Origin of the sequence: Gordonibacter sp. RACS_AR49 (assembly GCF_030418435.1) — a bacterium.
Taxonomy (GTDB): Bacteria; Actinomycetota; Coriobacteriia; order Coriobacteriales; family Eggerthellaceae; genus Gordonibacter; species Gordonibacter urolithinfaciens.
Genome location: NZ_JAIUDM010000002.1, coordinates 483,038 through 499,753, shown reverse-complemented (window position 1 = coordinate 499,753; position 16,716 = coordinate 483,038). Strand labels below are relative to the sequence as shown.

The following is a 16,716-nucleotide window of genomic DNA, read 5'->3' as shown; positions in this document are numbered from 1 at the left end:
GCGCGATCGGCCGAATGCCGCGCAGGCGGAGGGCGGACTGCCCGCGGTCTGCCCGCTATGGGCGGCTTTGTCGTTCGGTGCAGCGAAGTGTATTCATCTGAATACTTTTACCTTCGAGAGCTCGCCTACGATTTCGACCATGCCGGAGAAGTCACGACAGGCCAAGATGCTGGGCAAGGACCCCCTTGTCCAGCATCTCGCGCGCACGTTCGGAGAGAACGTGCGCGTCCTGCGCGAGAGCGAGCATCTGACGAAAAAGGAGCTGGCGGACATGGTCGGGTCCAGCCGAAGCCACATCACCGACATCGAGGACGGCTTGATAGACGCCGATTTCTCGAAGGTCGTGAAGTTCGCGCGCGCCTTCGAGCGCCCCCTCGACGCCCTTCTGGCCCCCGGAGGAGCCCTCCATTCCTTGGGCGGGCACGAGAGGATCTAGCCCCGCAGCCCAGCCCGCCCGCGCCCGGGCGGATGGCGTTTCAGGTGCCAGGCTAGCTGGAGCGGACGTGGCACCCTAGAGCAGGCACCTGCGAAGCTCCCCTACGTCGCGGCACACGACCTCCGGCTCTTCGGCCAGCAGCACCTCTTCGGGGAACATACCCCAAAGGGCCGCGGCCGTGGGGCAGCCGGCACCGTGGCCGGCCTGGAGGTCGAAGGGGCTGTCTCCCACGTACACGCACTCCCCGGGGCGCAGGCCGAGCAAGCCGCAGCCTTGGAGGACCGGACCGGGGTCGGGCTTGTGGGTGGCGCAGTCGTCGGAGCCTATGAGCAGGTCGAACGCGCCATCCAGGCCGAACGTGGCCAGACCGCGCAGAGCGGCCTCGTGGCGCTTGGAGGTTACCACGCCGAGGGACAGGCCCCTGCCGCGCAAATCGGCGATCAGCTCGGGCACGCCGGGGAAGATGCGAATGAGATCGTCGTGCACGCGGGCATTGTAGTCGCGGTAGACGGCGAGCAGCTCATCGTGCACCTCCTGGTCGTCCGTGAAGTCCCACATCTGCACCGTGAGCGGCTGGCCCACCTTGGCCATGAGCAGCTCGTCGGGGATGCTCCTCCCCAGCACCGTCTCCACGGCATGGCGGAAGGAAACCAAGATCAAGCGCTGGGTATCGAGCAGGGTGCCGTCCAGGTCGAACAGCACCCCACTTGCATCCGAGAAGGAGCCCATCAGGCGAACAGCCCGCCGAACAGGTCGACCTCGGAGCCCCACACCTTCGTGTTGCGCTGCGCGAACGCCACCGCGTCGGTCAGCGCCATGAGCGAGATGTCGCGGCGCGCGCCCGTCTTGCGGTGCTTGATCTCTACTTTGCCCTCGGCCAGGCCGCGCTTGCCCACCACGACCTGCAGCGGCCAGCCCACGAGATCGGCGTCGGCGAACTTCACGCCGGCGCGCTCCTTGCGGTCGTCGATAACCACTTCCAGGCCAAGCTTCGCCAAATCGCCGGCCAGCTTCTCGGCTGCCGGCTGCACCTCGTCGTCGCCCACGGTGAGCGGCAGAACGCACACGTGCGCCGGCGCCACCGAGAAGGGCCATGCGATGCCGTTCTCGTCGTTGTGCTGCTCCACGATGGCCGCCATGGTGCGCGACACGCCCACGCCGTAGCAGCCCATGAGGAACGGCTGCTCGGAGCCGTCCTCCGCCATGAACGTGGCGCCCATGGCCTTCGAGTACTTGTCTCCCAGCTGGAACACCTGCGACACCTCGATGCCGCGCGCTCCCTCGAGCGGAAGGCCGCACTTCGGGCAGCTGTCGCCGGGCTGCACGATGCAGAGGTCGGCCCACTCGTCCACCTTGAAGTCCACGCCCAGCTGGGCTCCCACGTAGTGGTAGCCGTCCTCGTTCGCGCCCACGACCCACTTCGGCACGGCCTGCAGGCTGCGCGCCGCGATGACGCGCGCGGCCTCGGGCAGGCCGACCGGGCCCATGGAGCCCTTGTGCAGGCCGAAGGCCTCCATGTCCTCGTCGGTGAGCAGCGTGAAGCCGCCGGACACGCGCTCGGCCTTCAGCTCGTTCAGCTCGTGGTCGCCGGGAATGAACAGCACCACCAGGTCGCCCGCGTCGTTCTTGCCCGACAGCGCCTTCACGGTGGAGGACTCGGGGATGTCCAGGAACGCCGCCAGCTCGGCGATGGTGTGCACGCCCGGGGTAGCCACCTTCTCCATGGCCGGCACGTCGTAGACGGTCGGGCGCGCCAGGCAGTCGCCCGCCTCGGCGTTGGCCGCCCAGCCGCACGCGCAGTGCACGAGCTCGGCCTCGCCAGCATCGGCAAGCGCCATGAACTCGCAGGTCACGCTGCCGCCGATCTGGCCGGAATCCGCCTCGACGGGGCGATAGTCCATGTCCATGCGGTCACAGATGCGCCCGTAGGCGGCGCTCATGTCGTCGTAGGTCTTCTGCAGCGACTCCTGGCTCGCGTGGAAGCTGTAGGCGTCCTTCATGATGAACTCGCGGCTGCGCAGAAGCCCGAAGCGCGGGCGGATCTCGTCGCGGAACTTCACCTGGATCTGGTACAGCGTGAGCGGCAGCTCCTTGTACGAGCGCAGCTCGTTGCGCACGAGGGCCGTGATGAGCTCCTCGTGGGTGGGCCCGAGGCAGAACTCGCGGTCGTGGCGGTCGACCAGGCGCATGAGCTCGGGGCCGTAGTCGTCCCAGCGCCCGCTCTCGTGCCACAGCTCTCCGGGCTGCAGCGCCGGCATCATGATCTCCTGGGAGCCGATGGCGTCCATCTCCTCGCGCACGATGCGCTCCACCTTCGCCAGCACCCGCTTGCCCAGCGGCAGGAACGTGTACACGCCCGAGGCCGTCTTGCGGATCATGCCGGCACGCAGCAGCAGCTTGTGGCTGGCGATCTCCGCATCGGTCGGGTCCTCCTTGAGCGTGGGCACGTACAGCTCGCTCATGCGCATGATATTCGCGTTCGTCATAGCTTTCCTATCTCCTCCATCAAAGCGTCCACGATGGCCTTCTCTTCCACCTTGCGGACGACGTCTCCCTTTGAAAACACCACGCCCATCCCCGCTCCGCACGCCACGCCGATATCGGCGTCGGCAGCCTCGCCCGGGCCGTTTACCACGCAGCCCATGACCGCCACCTTGAGCGGCTTGCCCAGATTCGCGATGCGCTGCTCCACCTGCCGCGCCAGCCCGATGAGGTCCACCTGGCAGCGCCCGCACGTGGGGCAGCTGATGAGCTCCGGCGAACGGCGGCGCAAGTCGAGCGCCGCGAGCAGCGTCCAGCAGGCGCGAACCTCCTCTACGGGGTCGTCGGTGAGCGAGATGCGCAGCGTATCGCCAATGCCCTCTTCCAACAGGATACCCAGGCCGCAAGCGCTCTTGATGACGCCTTGGAACAGGGTGCCGGCCTCCGTCACGCCGATGTGCAGCGGGCACGTTGGAAGCTCGCGGGCGAGCTGGCGGTACGTGGCCACCGTGGCCATGACGTCGTGGGCCTTCGCGCTGACCACCAGGTCGGTAAAGCCGCGCCCCTCGCAGTAGCGCACGTAGTCGGCAGCCGAGCGCGCGAGCTTCTGCGCGAGCGTGAGGTCGTCGCGCGCGGCCAGCTCGGCGTCGAGCGAGCCGGCGTTCACCCCGATGCGGATGGGGATGCCGGCCTCCCCCGCCGCATCGAGCACGGCGTCCGTCTTGGCGAGGCCCCCGATGTTGCCGGGGTTGATGCGCAGCTTCGCGGCACCGCGGCGCGCAGCCTCCACCGCGATATCGGCCGAGAAGTGGATGTCGGCCACTACGGGCAGCGACGAGGCGGCGCACACGGCCTCGAACGCATCGAGGTCGGCTTTGTGCGGGACGGCCATGCGCACGACCTCGCAGCCGACCGCGGCCAGCGCCTCGATCTGCGCGAGGTTCGCCGCAACGTCGTCGGCCGGAGCGTTCAGCATGGACTGCACGACGACGGGCGCGCCGCCGCCGAGCGGCACGCCGCCCACCATGACCCGTCGGGTCGCCTCGTTCGGCTTCGCTGTGCCGGGCATCCGCCCCTCCGTTCCCTTAGCGCCTCAAACCGCATGTCGGGATATTGTACCGCCGAAAGCGACCCTCCCGAGCCCCCTTCACGAAGTCTGCCGCAAAAACCGGCCGGAAGCGGCCGGCAGGCGACCGACAGGTGTCCCGAAGCGGATTCGGGGTGCGCCGCATCGGACTGGGCCTCGCAAGGACTGCGCGAAGCGAGAGCCTTGACCGAGGCCCTGTTGCACAGTAATCACCGGTTTTCTACCGGTTCGAGGAGGAAACTGCCTGCGGGAACGCGCTTCGTCAGGGACTTCGGACGTTTTTCCTGCTCGCGAGAGGATGACGAGGGCGGCGTAACCCCGGAAGAGGAACAACCCGTCCAAAACCGGTGATTACTGTGCTTTTTGCGGCTCCATCCCAAGGACGCATGGATGTCGTCTCCGGCGCGGCGGGACAAACCGGGACCCGAAGGCCGGCCCATCGCTGCGCTGGAAGACTCGAGGGGATGCCGGAAGAACCGAGGGAATGCCGGAAGACTCGAAGGATGCTGGAAGACTCGGCGAAGCCGGGCCCAATCGCCGCAGGGACAAGATGAAGCCACGCATGCGGCCTGCTACGGCCACGCAGGCACCCGGCTTCGCAAGCGAAGACCAGGTGCCAAAAGCAAGCTGGGCGATCAGCGGGTTCCGGCGGCCCCCAGACCGCCGCTCACCAATTCCCGAACACGAACCGCTGGATGTCCTGGTTCGCCATGATCAGGAAGAATCCCAGGAACAGCAGCATGCCGGCCGCGGAGATGTAGTTGAGCGCCCGCGTTGAGACCACGCGCCGCGACACCTTCTGGAATACCTCCACCACGAAGCGCCCGCCATCGAGCGGCGGGATGGGCAGCAGGTTCATGATGCCGAGCGACACCGAGATCATGGCCGTGAAGCTCAAGATGCCCATGAGGCCCATGTCCACCGCGTCCTTCGACATCACGGCGATGCCGATGATGGAGGTGGTGTTCGACATGGTGTCCGCGGCCGTCGCCGGGTTGAACAGGCTGGCCACCAGCGCCACCACCTGGCCGATATAGGCGAAGCCGGCCTGCACGGACTGCAGCGGCGTGAGCACTGCATGGTAGAACACGCCGGTGTTCGGGCTCTGGGCCTCGAAGCCGATCACCGAGTACATGAGCACGAAAAGCAACATGGCGAACAGCAGGTTCACGAACACGCCGGCCACGAGGATGACGGAGCGCTTCCAGAACGGCAGCGCGCGGTACTGCTGGCGGTACTCGCTCTGATACAGCGCGTGCGCGTCGTCCACCGGGCGCGCCTCTCCGAGCGCATAGGACACCGGGGCCGCCTCCCCTGCCGCCGCGGCCTTGAGCTGTTTCCTCGTAGGCCTCGTTTCGACGGTGCGGTACGTGTTGTACTGGTCCTTCTTCGTGGGGCCCTTGATGCTGCCCCATTCTACCAGCTCCTCGAGCGCGTCGTACGCCTCGTCGTCGGAGATGCCGCAGTCGCGCGCGATATCCTCCATGTTGGCGGTGCCGCGGCGGTAGAGCGCGGCGAGCACCTGCTGGAGATGCGGGCTCATCTCGCCCGCCTCCATGCCGCACACCTTCGCGTACCCGCCGAGCGGCACGGCCGTCACGCCGAACCGCGTGCCGCCCCGCGTGAAGCCGATGCTCGGTCCCGGCAGGCCCAGCATGAACTCAGTCACTCGCACGCCGAACGCGCGCGCAGCCAGATAGTGCCCGCCCTCGTGGATGAACACGAGGAACCCGAGCAGGATCGTGGCGTATACGATCATAAGAACTATATCCATGAACTCGAGTCCTTTCGAGCGCGAGGTTGGGAAAGCCAGCGCGGTTTCCCGCGCCTGCGCCCATTATAGGAAACGGGAACCCGCCCGAACCGATGTGCGGGAAAAACCTACAAGCCCTGTGGAAAATGCACACGAGAAGCCGGCTGCAGCAGGCCGGACGACGGCGGGTCGGGCAGCGACAGGCCAGGTTGCAGCAGGCCGGACGGCAGGTCGGGCATCGGCGGACCGGACGGCGGCAAGCCACACGGGGGCCGGCGTTTTTCTCTAGCGCACCTCGAGGCTGGCGAGGATGTCGTCCCAGAACGCGGGATCAGCATCGTATTCGTGCTGGTAGAAACCACAGTACACGATCCCGACCGTACTCCCATCAACCTCGATGAAGTTGATTCTCGTGACGGCTCTGCCACCCTCGAAGGGCACAACCATCCCCCAGACGATACCACGACGGCCGTTCATCACGACAGGCTCCGGGGTATCGTACACGACGTTGCGGTAGTGGCTCGCCAGCCCTCCGTACATCTGCGCAGAAGATTCCGACTCGGCGGCCTTCCCTTCCAGCATCTCGGCACGCGCGGGCGCTTGCTCCTGCGCGGTTTCGGCGAGCTCCCGCACGTCCTCGAAGCTCAGGCCCTCGCACTCGGCTACCGCGAACCCGTGGGAGAAATCGTCGTCGCCCACCAAGGCCTGCGTCACCGTGAGCAGCTTCCCCAGTACGTTCGTCTCGTCCGGCTCGGGCTCCAAGATCACCCACATACCGTCAGGATACCCCAAGGATACGCGGCCCGCTTCCACCCGGTTGGGAAACTGCTTCGCACTCCTCACCACCTGCACGAGCGGCTCGCCCGACGCCTCGGGCGCCGGGACGCCCCCCGCTGCTGCCAGAAGGCCGAGCGCGACGGCGACGGCAGCGGCTGCACAGATCACCAGGCGGAAAGGATCCCGCCTGCTCGCGCGCACTTCTCCGACTTCCATGCTGAACCCCTTCCCCTTCGCCACCGCAAAGAGCGGGGCCGCCCCTTACTGCGCCGCGATCCACTCCCGGGCCTTCGTGCGGGCCCAGGCGTCCACGGCCTCCAGCTGCTCCAGGCTCTCCACGGGCTGCACATCGTGGGCGTCCATGACGGCCTCCACGCAGGCGGCGATGCCCAGGTACGTGCCCTCCTCGGCGAGGAACGCCGCCACGGCCACCTCGTTCGCAGCGTTCATGGCGCACGGCAGCGTGCCGCCGCGCTCGCCGGCCGCGCGCGCGAGCGCCAGGCAGCGGAACGTGCCGGTGTCGGGCGCGGCGAACTCGAGCGAGCCCAGCTTCGTGAAGTCGAGCGGCTCCACCGGCGCATCCCAGCGCTCGGGATACGACAGCGCGAACTGGATGGGGATGCGCATGTCGGTGGTGCCGAGGTGCGCCTTCACGCTGCCGTCGGAGTACTCCACCATGGAATGGATGGCGCTCTGCGGCTGCACCACCACGCTGATGCGGTCGTAGGGCATGGCGAACAGGTGGTGCGCCTCGATGACCTCGAGCCCCTTGTTCATGAGCGTGGACGAGTCGATGGATATCTTCGCGCCCATGTTCCACGTGGGGTGCGCGAGCGCCTGGTCGGGCGTGATGCCCTCAAGCTCCGCCCGCGTGCGGCCGCGGAACGGGCCGCCCGATGCCGTCACCCACAGGCGGGCGACCTCGCGCGCATCCTCGCCCAGGAGGCACTGGTAGATGGCGCCGTGCTCCGAGTCGATGGGCATGAGCGCCCCGGCGGGCCCGGCGGCAGGCGCCGTGCCGGCCGCGCGGCGCTGCGCGTCCACCTGCGCGGCCAGCGGCATGATGAGGTCGCCGCCCACCACGAGCGACTCCTTGTTGGCCAGCGCGAGCACCTTGCCGGCGCGCAGCGTCTCGTAGCTGGCACGCAACCCGGCCGCGCCCACGAGCGCGTTCACCACGATGTCGGCCTCCGGCAGCCGCACGAGGTCGGCCACGGCCTGCGCGCCGAACCCGAGCGAGCCCTCGCCGCCCGCGCTGCGGCGCGCCACGGCCTCGGCAAGCGACGACGGCGCATCCGCCGCCGGCAGCGCGCCGCCGCGCGCCTGCGCGGCCAGCTCGTCGGCCACCGGCTCGCCTGCCAGGCGCCCGTCTCCCACGGCTAGGTGGCGCACGCCGAACTCCCGTGCCTGCGCCAGCAGCTCCTCCGCGCGCGTGCCCGCGGCGAGCGCCACCACCTCCAGCTTGTCGGCATGGCGGCGCGCCACGTCGAGCGTCTGCGTGCCGATGGAGCCGGTCGACCCCAGTACGACGATGCGTTTCATACGTGCCTCCTAGAGCAGCGGAGCCTAATACGGTATGCAGCCTCCTGCCACCAGCAAGATGGCCGAAGTCACGGCCACCAGGAACAGCGAGTCGCAACGGTCGAGCAGGCCGCCGTGCCCCGGCATGATGGTGCCGGAGTCCTTGAAGCCGGAGTTGCGCTTGATGCGGCTCTCGGCCAGATCGCCGAGCACGCCCATGAGACCGCTCGCCAAGCCGAACAGGATGGCCTGCGGGATGGACATGGTCACACCGGGCACGAGCGTCATCAGGCACCAGAAAACCGCGGAGCCCGCGAGCCCGGCGAAGAAGCCCTCCCAGCTCTTCTTCGGGGAGGTGCGCGGGGCCAGCTTGTGCTTGCCGAACTTGCTTCCCACCAAGTAGGCGAACGAGTCGTTGGCCCATACGCTCAAGAGGATGCCCAGCACCAGCACGCCGCCCCATGGCGCCGGCAGCGCCTCGCGCACCACGATGATGCCCGATAGCAGCATGCCGCAGTACGCGGCGCCGAAGAAGCTCACGCCCACGTCGGGCACGCGCGCCCGCATCCAGAACACGTACCACACGATAAGCGCCAAGAGCAGCGCCAGGCTCACGTACAGCGCCCCGTCCAACCCGAGGAAGAACACGCTCACGGGATACAGCATGGCGGCGATGATGCCCAGCATCTCGTTCGGCAGCTTCGCGTCCTGGCGCAGCATGTAGTAGAACTCCCCGGCCGTGATGCCGGCCATGGCCACGAGCAGCGCGAGCGTGGTCCACTCGCTGGCCAGCACGCACACCACGGACACGACGATGTAGACGAACCCGGTGCGGAAACGCACCTGGAAGTTCGTGGGGTTCTTCAGCTTCTTCGGCGTCTTGTCCTGTGCGAAGTCCTTGAGCCGCTCCTTGCGCGTGCGGTCGTCCTCTTCCGGAACCGCCTCGTCGGCCCGCCGCGGCTCCATCCTACTTCACCGCCCCGAACCGGCGGTCGCGCCCCTGGAACTCCAAGAGCGCCCGCAGGAGCTCGTAGCGGTCGAAGTCGGGCCACAGCACGTCGGTGCACACGAACTCGGAATAGGCGATCTGCCACAGCAGGAAGTTCGACACGCGCATCTCGCCGCTCGTGCGGATGAGCAGGTCGGGGTCGGGGATGTCCGCCGTGTACAAGTGCCGGGCGAACGACTCCTCGGTGAGCTCCTCGGGCGCGCGGCCGGCGCGCGCCGCGGCATGGGCCTCGTCCATGAGCGATCGCATGGCGTCCAGCATCTCCACGCGGCCGCCGTAGTTCACGGCCACCACGAGCGTCATGCCGTCGTTGTCCTTCGTCTTCTCCCACGCCTTCGCGAACGCGTCGCGCGTCTTCTTCGGCAGCTCGTCGGTGCGCCCGATGGTCATCACGCGCACGTGCTCCTCGTGCAGGCCGTCCACCTCGGCAAGCATCGTGGTGGCGAACAGGTTCATGAGGCCGATGACCTCGTCCTGCGGCCGCTTCCAGTTCTCGGACGAGAACGAGTAGATGGTGAGGTAGCGCACGCCCACGTCCGACGCGCAGCGGATGGTCTCGCGCACCGCCTCGATGCCGGCCTTGTGGCCGAACAGGCGGTTCTTGCCGCGCTCCTTGGCCCAGCGGCCGTTGCCATCCATGATGACGGCCACGTGCTCGGGCACCGCCGCAGGGTCGAGCCGCGTCGGATCGAGGTCGGCGGGAGGGTTCGGGAATATGTAGTCGAGCGGTTTGTTCAAGGAAGCACTGCTTTCAAGTCGCACGCCAACCGCGCAGGTTGATTCAAATCCCACAGGTTGGCGTAGTAAGTCAGCGAGAAGCGTCGAGGTGTTCGAGATCGTGGGGAAGGCGATGGCGAAGCGTACTTCGGTACGCGAGTCATCGGCTTCGCCGCGAGATCGGGCGCATCGACGCTTCGCAGCGTCGAGCAGTTCCGCGGGCCGGAGGCCCGCGGAACCCCTAGATTTCCATCACTTCGGCTTCCTTCTTCTTGAAGGCCTCGTCCACCTGGGCCACGTACTTGTCGGTGAGCTTCTGCACCTCGGCCTGGGCGCGGCGCTCGTCGTCCTCGGGGAGGTTGTCGTCTTTCACGCAGCGATCGAGGGCGGCGTTGGCGTCCTGGCGCGCCTTGCGCACCGCGACGCGGGCCTCCTCGGCATAGCCCTTGCACTGCTTCACCAGCTCGCGGCGGCGTTCCTCGGTGAGCGAGGGGAACGGCAGGCGGATGCACGAGCCGTCGTTCGACGGCGTGACGCCCAGGTCGCTCTCCATGATGGCATGCTCGATGGCGCCCAGCACGCCTTTGTCCCACGGCTCGATGACCAGCATATGCGCGTCGGGCGTCTTGATGCCGGCCATCTGGTTCACCGGCGTGGGCACGCCGTAGTAGTCCACCTTGATGCGGTCGAGCAGCAGGGCGTTCGCCCGCCCCGTGCGCACGGAGCCGAACGCCTCGCCCAGCGACGCGAGCGCACGCTCCATGCGCTCCTCGGCCTGCAACATAATATCATCAACCATGATCGGCTCCTTTCACCCAACTCCCTGCGGTGCGGCGGCGCGCACCGATCGCCGCGCCGGGGCGCGGATGCATCTCTATTCTACCGTGGTTCCAACGTTTTCGCCCTTCAAAGCGCGCGAAATGTTGCCCTCGACCGTCAGATCGAACACGATCATGGGCATGTGGTTGTCCATGCACAGCGAGGTGGCCGTGGAGTCCATGACGTTGAGGCCCTTCGACAGCACGTCCATGTAGCTGATGCGGTCGAAGCGCTTGGCGTCCGGGTTTTTGGACGGGTCGCTGTCGTAGACGCCGTCCACCTTCGTGGCCTTCATGAGGCAGTCCACGTTGAGCTCGCAGGCGCGCAGGGCGGCCGTGGTGTCGGTGGTGAAGTAGGGGTTGCCCGTGCCGGCGGCCAGGATGACCACGCGGCCCTTCTCCAGGTGGCGCACGGCGCGGCGGCGGATGTAGGGCTCGGAAACCTCCTGCATGGTGATGGCGCTCTGCACCCGGGAGAAGATCCCGTGGCGCTCGAAGGCGTCCTGCAGGGCCAATGCGTTCATGACGGTGGCCAGCATGCCGATGTAGTCGGCCTGGGCGCGGTCCATGCCCTCGGCGCTTCCCGCCAAGCCGCGGAAGATGTTGCCGCCGCCCACGACCACGGCCACCTCCACCTCGTCCTCGACGATGTCGGCGATCTCGTCGGCCAGCGCGTCGACGACCTTCGGGTCGATGCCGTATCCCACGTCGCCCGCCAGCGCCTCGCCCGAGAGCTTCAGCAGCACGCGCGGGTACGCATACCCGCGCTCGCGCACGCGCGCCCACTTCTCAAGCTCCTCGACGTTCTCCTCCGCCTTCGCCCTGTCCTCAGCCATGACCAACCCCTTCGATGACCGTCATATGTGCATACGTTGCATCAATCTTACCCGAAAATGGAAAAGGCCGCGCAGCTCGCACGGCCTTTTCCAGGCAGTTCACGCAATGAGCAGACGGGCGGCGGGTATCCGCCCGCAACCCTTACGCCGCGTTCTCGCTGGACCCGCTGCCGCCGCCGAGCAGGCGCTCGAGCAGGGATTCCTGAGCGTTGTTCTGCTGGGTGGAAGCGCTCTGCGAGCTCTCGTCGGAGCCGAGCGTGACCTCGACCTCCTTCGTCTCGCCGTTGCGGTTGACCTCCAGCTTCACCTTGTCGCCGGGGTTCTTGGAGCGGACGTCCAGCATGAGGTCGCTCGCGGACTCCACCTTCTGGCCGTCGAACTTCGTGATGATGTCGCCCTCCTGCAGGCCGGCCTCGGCAGCGCCGGAGCCCGCGCTGACGGCGGCCACGTAGGCGCCCTCGTCAACCGACAGGCCGTAGCGCTGGGCGTTCTGGGCGTTAACCGTGGACAGCGACACGCCGAGCTGCGCATGGGTCGGGGTCTTGCCGTCGATGATCTGCTGCGCCAGGTTCACCGCGTAGTTCACCGGGATGGCGAAGCCGACGCCCGAGTAGTTGCCCGAGTAGGACGTGATCAGCGTGTTGATGCCGATGAGCTTGCCGTCGGCGTCGACGAGCGCGCCGCCGGAGTTGCCGGGGTTGATGGCCGCGTCGGTCTGGATCATGTTCGGGTAGATGGTGGTCTCGCCGGAGCTCTGGCCGTACTGGTCGGTGCCGGCGTCCATGATCTGCGAGCGGCTCGTGGCCGACACGATGCCGGTGGCCACCGACTGCTCGAGGCCGAACGGGCTGCCGATGGTCATGACCCACTCGCCGATGATAAGGTCGTCGGAGTTGCCGATCTCGATGGCCTTGAGGCCGCTGGCGTCCTTGGCCTTGATGACCGCGATGTCGGAGCTGGGATCGCTGCCCACGACCTCGGCGTCGTAGGTCTCGCCCTCGATGGTGACCTTGTAGGCGTCGCCGCCCGCGATGACGTGGTAGTTCGTGATGATGTAGCCGTCGTCGGTGAGCACGACGCCGCTGCCGAGCGAGGCCTGCGTGAGCGTGCTGCCGGAACCGGAGTTGGAACCGCCGCCGAAGCCGTACATTCCGCCCATGTTGGACTGGTTCGCGTACACGTCGATGGCGGCCACGGAGGGCAGCGCTTTCTGGGCCACGGCCTCGGCCAGCGTCTGGTCGGACTCGGCGTCGGTGGCGTTGATGCTGCCGGAGCTCTGCGAGCCCAGCTGCGTGGACGAGCCGGAGTCGGAGCCGCCGCCCTTGTCGGCACCGGTAGCGGCCTGCCAGATGCCGAAGCCGCCCAAACCGATCACGCAGGCGAGAGCCGCGCCCGCGAACGCGAGCAGGAACGTGCGCAGGCCGTGCGACTTCTTCTCAACCGTCACCTGGCCGGGCGTGTGCTGCGGCTGGTAGGTTTGCTGGTAGTAAGGCTGCTGCCCCGTTTGGGCGGAATGCTGGGCATGCTCGTCGCCCGGAGTCGGCGGGACGGAGCCGCCGGCGGGGGTGTTGCCGTGCATATCGGTCATGTGGTTCACGCTCCTTGGGTATCGTTATGGTCGATGATCGCTTCGCTTAGGTAGGTGATGGGCCTACCATATCACGCGTGGTTCCTGATCAGGTTTCCTTCAACGCAATTGTCATCTTCGCGTCATGGAATTACACCGTTTGGTGTACAGGGCGTACATCGGCTGACGCAGGCCGCGGGGCGGGCCGCGCAGGAGATGCGAGAAGGGGCGTGCTATCATGAGAGGCATTGTCATCGAGGATGTGCAAGGAGCGCCCATGTCCGACCAAACGCCTCCGCGGCGAACCGCCGCCCAACGCCTCCAAGCGCTGTACGTACGCGTGCTGCTGCGCCTGCTGCCGCACCTGATAACGCTGCTCCGGCACGTTTCGCCGAAGATCCGCGCCGAGGTGGCCTACCTGGCGCCGGGCTATACGTTCATGCTGTCTGTGCGCGGCACCGACCTGGCCTGCACATGCCGCCGCACCGGCCGCGGCTCGTTCGAGCGCATTCCGCCCGCGCGCGTTGCCCGCGACGTCGAGCCGGGAAGCGGGCTGGCCAGCGCCGATGCGGACGCCGTGGCTGTGGACTACGTCATCGACTTCCGCTCGCCGGCCTATGCGTTCGGCTGCTTTTCGGGCGGCCTGACGCTGAAGGACGCCCTCGCGCAGCGCGCGTTCTCCACGCGCGGCCCCAACGACACGGGCGTGGCCCTCACCTATCTGTTCACGGCGCTGCTGAAGATGTTCTTCGGCTGGCGGCGCGCGTATCGCAGACCGACGGCGGCAACGCCGTAGGAGAAAGGGAGACGGTGCCCCGGAACATGCCACAGCCTCTGTTTTCGGCCGCACCTTCGCAAGCGTTCGACCTGCGTAGATGCAGAATATGACCTGCTCATGGCGCTGGACAAGAACGGAGGCTGTGGCAAGTTTTCCCGAGAAGGCGAAGGAGAAGCCGTGAAAGCATTCGAATTCTGCTGCCCCACCAAGATCATCGCGGGGTCGCACGCGCTGGACAAGCTGCCCGATGAGCTGGCCGACCGCGGCGTGGTGCATCCGCTGGTCATGACCGACGCGGGCTTGGTGAAGCTGGGCGTGGCCGCCAAGCTCACCGACGTGCTGGACGCGGCCGGCGTAGCCTACGAGGTGTTCGACCAGGTGCCGCCCGACTCGTCCATGGACGTGGTGAACGAGGTGGCGCGCCTCTACGCCGAGCGCGGCTGCGACGGGTTCGCGGCCATCGGCGGAGGCTCGGTCATCGACACCACGAAGGGCGCGGCCGCCTCGCTCGCCTGCGAGGGCGTGGACTTCGCCATGTTGCAGGGCTCGGAGATCCTGCACGCCGACCTGCCGCCGTTCATCGCCGTGCCAACTACCGCCGGCACCGGCAGCGAGGTAACGCTCGTGGCCGTGGTGGCCGACACGAAGAAGCATGCGAAGCTCTCGTTCACGTCCTACAAGCTGGTGCCGCACGCGGCCATCCTCGACCCGGCGCTCACGGCGTCGCTGCCGCCGAAGCTCACGGCCACCACCGGCATGGACGCGCTCACGCACGCCGTGGAGGCGTACACGTCCATCCAGAAGAACCCCGTGTCCGACGCGTTCGCGGTGAAGGCCATCGAGCTCATCGCGGCCAACCTGCCCACGGCCTGCCGCGACGGCGCGAACGTCGATGCGCGCACGAGCCTCGCGCTGGGGTCGCTCATGGCGGGGGCGGCGTTCAGCAACGCCATGGTGGGCATCGTGCACGCACTCGGGCACTCGCTCGGCGGCCTCTGCCACATCCCGCACGGCCAGGCCATGATGATGCTCCTTCCCCACTGCGTGCGCTTCAACCTCTACCATGGCGTGCACGCCGGGCTTTACGGCGAGCTGCTGTCCCACCTGGCGCCCGCGCGCGCGGGCGAGCTGGGGCCGCAGGCGATGCCAGCCGAGCGCGACCTGGCCTTCTGCGATGCGCTGTTCGCCATGAACGAGCACTGCCACGAGCAGTACGGCGTGCCGCTCAAGCTGTCGGAGCTGGGCGTGGCGCACGACCAGCTTCCCGCCGTGGCGAGGCAGGCCCGCTACGACGGCGCCGCCCTGTACAACGAGGTCGAGATCACGCTGGACGACGCCCTCGAGATCCTGGAAGCAACGTACTAGGCAGGTTCCCCCGTAGGGCAAGGGCTCTGCCCTTGCAGTCAATAGGGGGCGCCATCGCAGGTCGAGCGGCAAGGACAGAGCCCTTGCCCTACGAAGGTAACGAGAAAGGCACGAGCATGACCAACTTCCCCACCTTCGCAAGCCTCGCCGACGTGGATGCCGCCGCGCAGCGGATGCGCGCCTTCTTCCAGACGGGCGCCACGCTGCAGGTTGACTACCGCCGCGAGGCACTCGTGAAGCTGAAGGCCTACCTCAAGGCCAACGAGGCGCGCATCCTGGAGGCGCTGCACGCCGATCTGGGAAAAGCCGCGTTCGAGGGCTACGCTACCGAGCTCGGCCTCGTCTACGACGAGATCAACACGTGCGTGAGGCACCTGTCCAAGTGGTCGCGCCCGCGCCGGGTGCCCACGCCGCTCGTGCACTTCCACTCCACGTCGAAGGTGTACCCGAGCCCGCTGGGCGTCGTGCTGGTGCTCTCGCCGTGGAACTACCCCGTGCAGCTGGCGCTCGTGCCGATGGTGGACGCCATCGCGGCCGGCAACTGCGTGGCGCTCAAGCCCTCGCGCACGTCGAAGGCCACGAGCGAGCTTCTGATCGATATCCTGGCGAACGTGTTCCCGCCCGAATTCGTATGCGGCTTCCCCGGTTCCGGCGCCATGAACGACTGGCTGCTGGACGTGCGCTGGGACCAGATCTTCTTCACCGGCAGCCCGGGCGTGGGCCGCACCATCATGGAGGCGGCGGCGAAGCACCTCACGCCCGTGGTGCTGGAACTGGGCGGAAAGAGCCCCTGCATCGTGGACGAGACCGCCAACGTGAAGCGCGCAGCCCAGCGCGTGGCCTGGGGCAAGGGCATCAACTCAGGGCAGACGTGCGTGGCGCCCGACTACTTCCTCGTGCACGAGAACGTCGTGGACAATTTCGTGTCGCAGCTCGACGCGTGCTTCCATCAGTACTACGGGCAGGACATCCTGGCGTGCGAGCAGTGGCCGCACATGATCTCGCAGCGCCACTTCGAGCGCGTTATGGGACTCATCGAGCGGCGCAATCCGAACGCGACGGTGGCGTTCGGCGGCCACGGCGACCCCGAGACGCTGCGCATCGAGCCCACGTGCCTGCGGGGCGTGACGCTCGACGACCCCGTCATGGGCGAGGAGATATTCGGGCCAGTGCTGCCCGTGCTCACGTACCGCTCGCTCGACCAGGCCTTCGACATCGTGCGCACCTTCGAGAAACCGCTCGCCTGCTACGTGTTCTCCGACGACAAGCAGGTGCAGCACCGCGTGCTCACGCGCCTGCCCTTCGGCGGCGCCACGGTGAACGACGTGGTGATCCACCTGGCGAACAACCACATGGGCTTCGGCGGCGTGGGCAACTCCGGCATGGGCGCCTACCACGGCAAGGTGGGCTTCGACTGCTTCACCCACTACAAGTCCACGCTCAAGAAGGGCACGTGGCTGGAGATGCCCATCCGCAACCCGCCTTTTGACGATACGAAGATGAAGCTGCTGAAGATGCTGATGAAATAGGGGGCGTGCGCACCCTGCCGGTCGGCGCCCCGCCCGTGCAGC

15 protein-coding genes are annotated in these 16,716 nt (G+C 67.4%); 4 read left to right on the top strand and 11 right to left on the bottom strand.

What is annotated here, in order from left to right; all coding sequences use genetic code 11:
• The first annotated feature begins 139 nt into the window (after nt 1–139).
• Complete coding sequence (locus LB310_RS06735; protein WP_087191412.1) at nt 140–436, top strand: helix-turn-helix transcriptional regulator; 297 nt, start codon at nt 140–142, stop codon at nt 434–436.
• 75 nt (nt 437–511) lie between these two features.
• Here the strand turns inward: LB310_RS06735 and LB310_RS06730 are convergent, their stop codons facing one another.
• The 11 genes from LB310_RS06730 to LB310_RS06680 form a co-directional block, all read right to left on the bottom strand.
• Nucleotides 512–1,165: an HAD family hydrolase gene (locus LB310_RS06730; protein ID WP_227153894.1), complete on the bottom strand. Its 654-nt coding sequence runs from the start codon at nt 1,163–1,165 to the stop codon at nt 512–514.
• Nucleotides 1,165–2,922 carry a proline--tRNA ligase gene (locus LB310_RS06725; RefSeq protein WP_278806625.1) on the bottom strand — a complete coding sequence of 586 codons (1,758 nt, stop codon included), beginning with the start codon at nt 2,920–2,922 and terminating at the stop codon, nt 1,165–1,167. The genes LB310_RS06730 and LB310_RS06725 overlap by 1 nt, the downstream gene beginning before the upstream one ends.
• Nucleotides 2,919–3,986: a flavodoxin-dependent (E)-4-hydroxy-3-methylbut-2-enyl-diphosphate synthase gene (ispG, locus tag LB310_RS06720; protein WP_278806624.1), complete on the bottom strand. Its 1,068-nt coding sequence runs from the start codon at nt 3,984–3,986 to the stop codon at nt 2,919–2,921. Before ispG ends, LB310_RS06725 begins: the two co-directional genes overlap by 4 nt.
• A 685-nt stretch (nt 3,987–4,671) precedes the next feature.
• Entirely contained in the window at nt 4,672–5,778 is a 1,107-nt protein-coding gene (locus LB310_RS06715) for a site-2 protease family protein (protein WP_123673756.1), read from the bottom strand.
• Nucleotides 5,779–6,042: 264 nt separating this feature from the next.
• Nucleotides 6,043–6,750 (bottom strand): hypothetical protein, encoded by a 708-nt coding sequence (locus LB310_RS06710; protein ID WP_123673758.1) that lies wholly within the window; start codon nt 6,748–6,750, stop codon nt 6,043–6,045.
• A 45-nt stretch (nt 6,751–6,795) separates the two neighbouring features.
• Nucleotides 6,796–8,076: a 1-deoxy-D-xylulose-5-phosphate reductoisomerase gene (dxr, locus tag LB310_RS06705; RefSeq protein WP_123673760.1), complete on the bottom strand. Its 1,281-nt coding sequence runs from the start codon at nt 8,074–8,076 to the stop codon at nt 6,796–6,798.
• 24 nt (nt 8,077–8,100) lie between these two features.
• Nucleotides 8,101–9,021, bottom strand: coding sequence for a phosphatidate cytidylyltransferase (locus LB310_RS06700; RefSeq protein WP_087191405.1), 921 nt, complete (start codon nt 9,019–9,021; stop codon nt 8,101–8,103).
• 1 nt (nt 9,022) lies between these two features.
• Entirely contained in the window at nt 9,023–9,802 is a 780-nt protein-coding gene (locus LB310_RS06695) for an isoprenyl transferase (RefSeq protein ID WP_096227219.1), read from the bottom strand.
• A gap of 220 nt (nt 9,803–10,022) precedes the next feature.
• Nucleotides 10,023–10,580, bottom strand: coding sequence for a ribosome recycling factor (gene frr / locus LB310_RS06690; protein WP_123673762.1), 558 nt, complete (start codon nt 10,578–10,580; stop codon nt 10,023–10,025).
• A gap of 75 nt (nt 10,581–10,655) precedes the next feature.
• Nucleotides 10,656–11,435, bottom strand: a complete 780-nt coding sequence (gene pyrH / locus LB310_RS06685) for a UMP kinase (RefSeq protein ID WP_154270384.1) — start codon at nt 11,433–11,435, stop codon at nt 10,656–10,658.
• 142 nt (nt 11,436–11,577) lie between these two features.
• Nucleotides 11,578–13,023 (bottom strand): trypsin-like peptidase domain-containing protein, encoded by a 1,446-nt coding sequence (locus LB310_RS06680; protein ID WP_123673764.1) that lies wholly within the window; start codon nt 13,021–13,023, stop codon nt 11,578–11,580.
• Nucleotides 13,024–13,279: 256 nt separating this feature from the next.
• On the opposite strand from LB310_RS06680, the gene LB310_RS06675 reads away from it, so the two are divergent.
• The 3 genes from LB310_RS06675 to LB310_RS06665 all read left to right on the top strand — a co-directional run bounded on the left by LB310_RS06675 (nt 13,280) and on the right by LB310_RS06665 (nt 16,674).
• Nucleotides 13,280–13,798, top strand: a complete 519-nt coding sequence (locus tag LB310_RS06675; RefSeq protein ID WP_087191430.1) for a D-alanyl-D-alanine carboxypeptidase — start codon at nt 13,280–13,282, stop codon at nt 13,796–13,798.
• Between the two features lie 159 nt (nt 13,799–13,957).
• Nucleotides 13,958–15,145 carry an iron-containing alcohol dehydrogenase gene (locus LB310_RS06670; protein ID WP_123673766.1) on the top strand — a complete coding sequence of 396 codons (1,188 nt, stop codon included), beginning with the start codon at nt 13,958–13,960 and terminating at the stop codon, nt 15,143–15,145.
• A 116-nt stretch (nt 15,146–15,261) separates the two neighbouring features.
• On the top strand, nt 15,262–16,674 hold the full coding sequence (locus LB310_RS06665; RefSeq protein ID WP_123673768.1) for an aldehyde dehydrogenase: 1,413 nt from the start codon (nt 15,262–15,264) through the stop codon (nt 16,672–16,674).
• Nucleotides 16,675–16,716: the final 42 nt, after the last annotated feature.

Bases quoted from the DNA above. Each gene is read 5' to 3' on its own strand.
- ispG (WP_278806624.1), bottom strand. From the start codon at position 3,986: ATGCCCGGCACAGCGAAGCCGAACGAGGCGACCCGACGGGTCATGGTG.
- LB310_RS06665 (WP_123673768.1), top strand. From the start codon at position 15,262: ATGACCAACTTCCCCACCTTCGCAAGCCTCGCCGACGTGGATGCCGCC.
- LB310_RS06680 (WP_123673764.1), bottom strand. From the start codon at position 13,023: ATGACCGATATGCACGGCAACACCCCCGCCGGCGGCTCCGTCCCGCCG.
- LB310_RS06715 (WP_123673756.1), bottom strand. From the start codon at position 5,778: ATGGATATAGTTCTTATGATCGTATACGCCACGATCCTGCTCGGGTTC.
- LB310_RS06675 (WP_087191430.1), top strand. From the start codon at position 13,280: ATGTCCGACCAAACGCCTCCGCGGCGAACCGCCGCCCAACGCCTCCAA.
- LB310_RS06700 (WP_087191405.1), bottom strand. From the start codon at position 9,021: ATGGAGCCGCGGCGGGCCGACGAGGCGGTTCCGGAAGAGGACGACCGC.
- LB310_RS06730 (WP_227153894.1), bottom strand. From the start codon at position 1,165: ATGGGCTCCTTCTCGGATGCAAGTGGGGTGCTGTTCGACCTGGACGGC.
- LB310_RS06710 (WP_123673758.1), bottom strand. From the start codon at position 6,750: ATGGAAGTCGGAGAAGTGCGCGCGAGCAGGCGGGATCCTTTCCGCCTG.
- LB310_RS06735 (WP_087191412.1), top strand. From the start codon at position 140: ATGCCGGAGAAGTCACGACAGGCCAAGATGCTGGGCAAGGACCCCCTT.
- dxr (WP_123673760.1), bottom strand. From the start codon at position 8,076: ATGAAACGCATCGTCGTACTGGGGTCGACCGGCTCCATCGGCACGCAG.
- pyrH (WP_154270384.1), bottom strand. From the start codon at position 11,435: ATGGCTGAGGACAGGGCGAAGGCGGAGGAGAACGTCGAGGAGCTTGAG.
- frr (WP_123673762.1), bottom strand. From the start codon at position 10,580: ATGGTTGATGATATTATGTTGCAGGCCGAGGAGCGCATGGAGCGTGCG.
- LB310_RS06725 (WP_278806625.1), bottom strand. From the start codon at position 2,922: ATGACGAACGCGAATATCATGCGCATGAGCGAGCTGTACGTGCCCACG.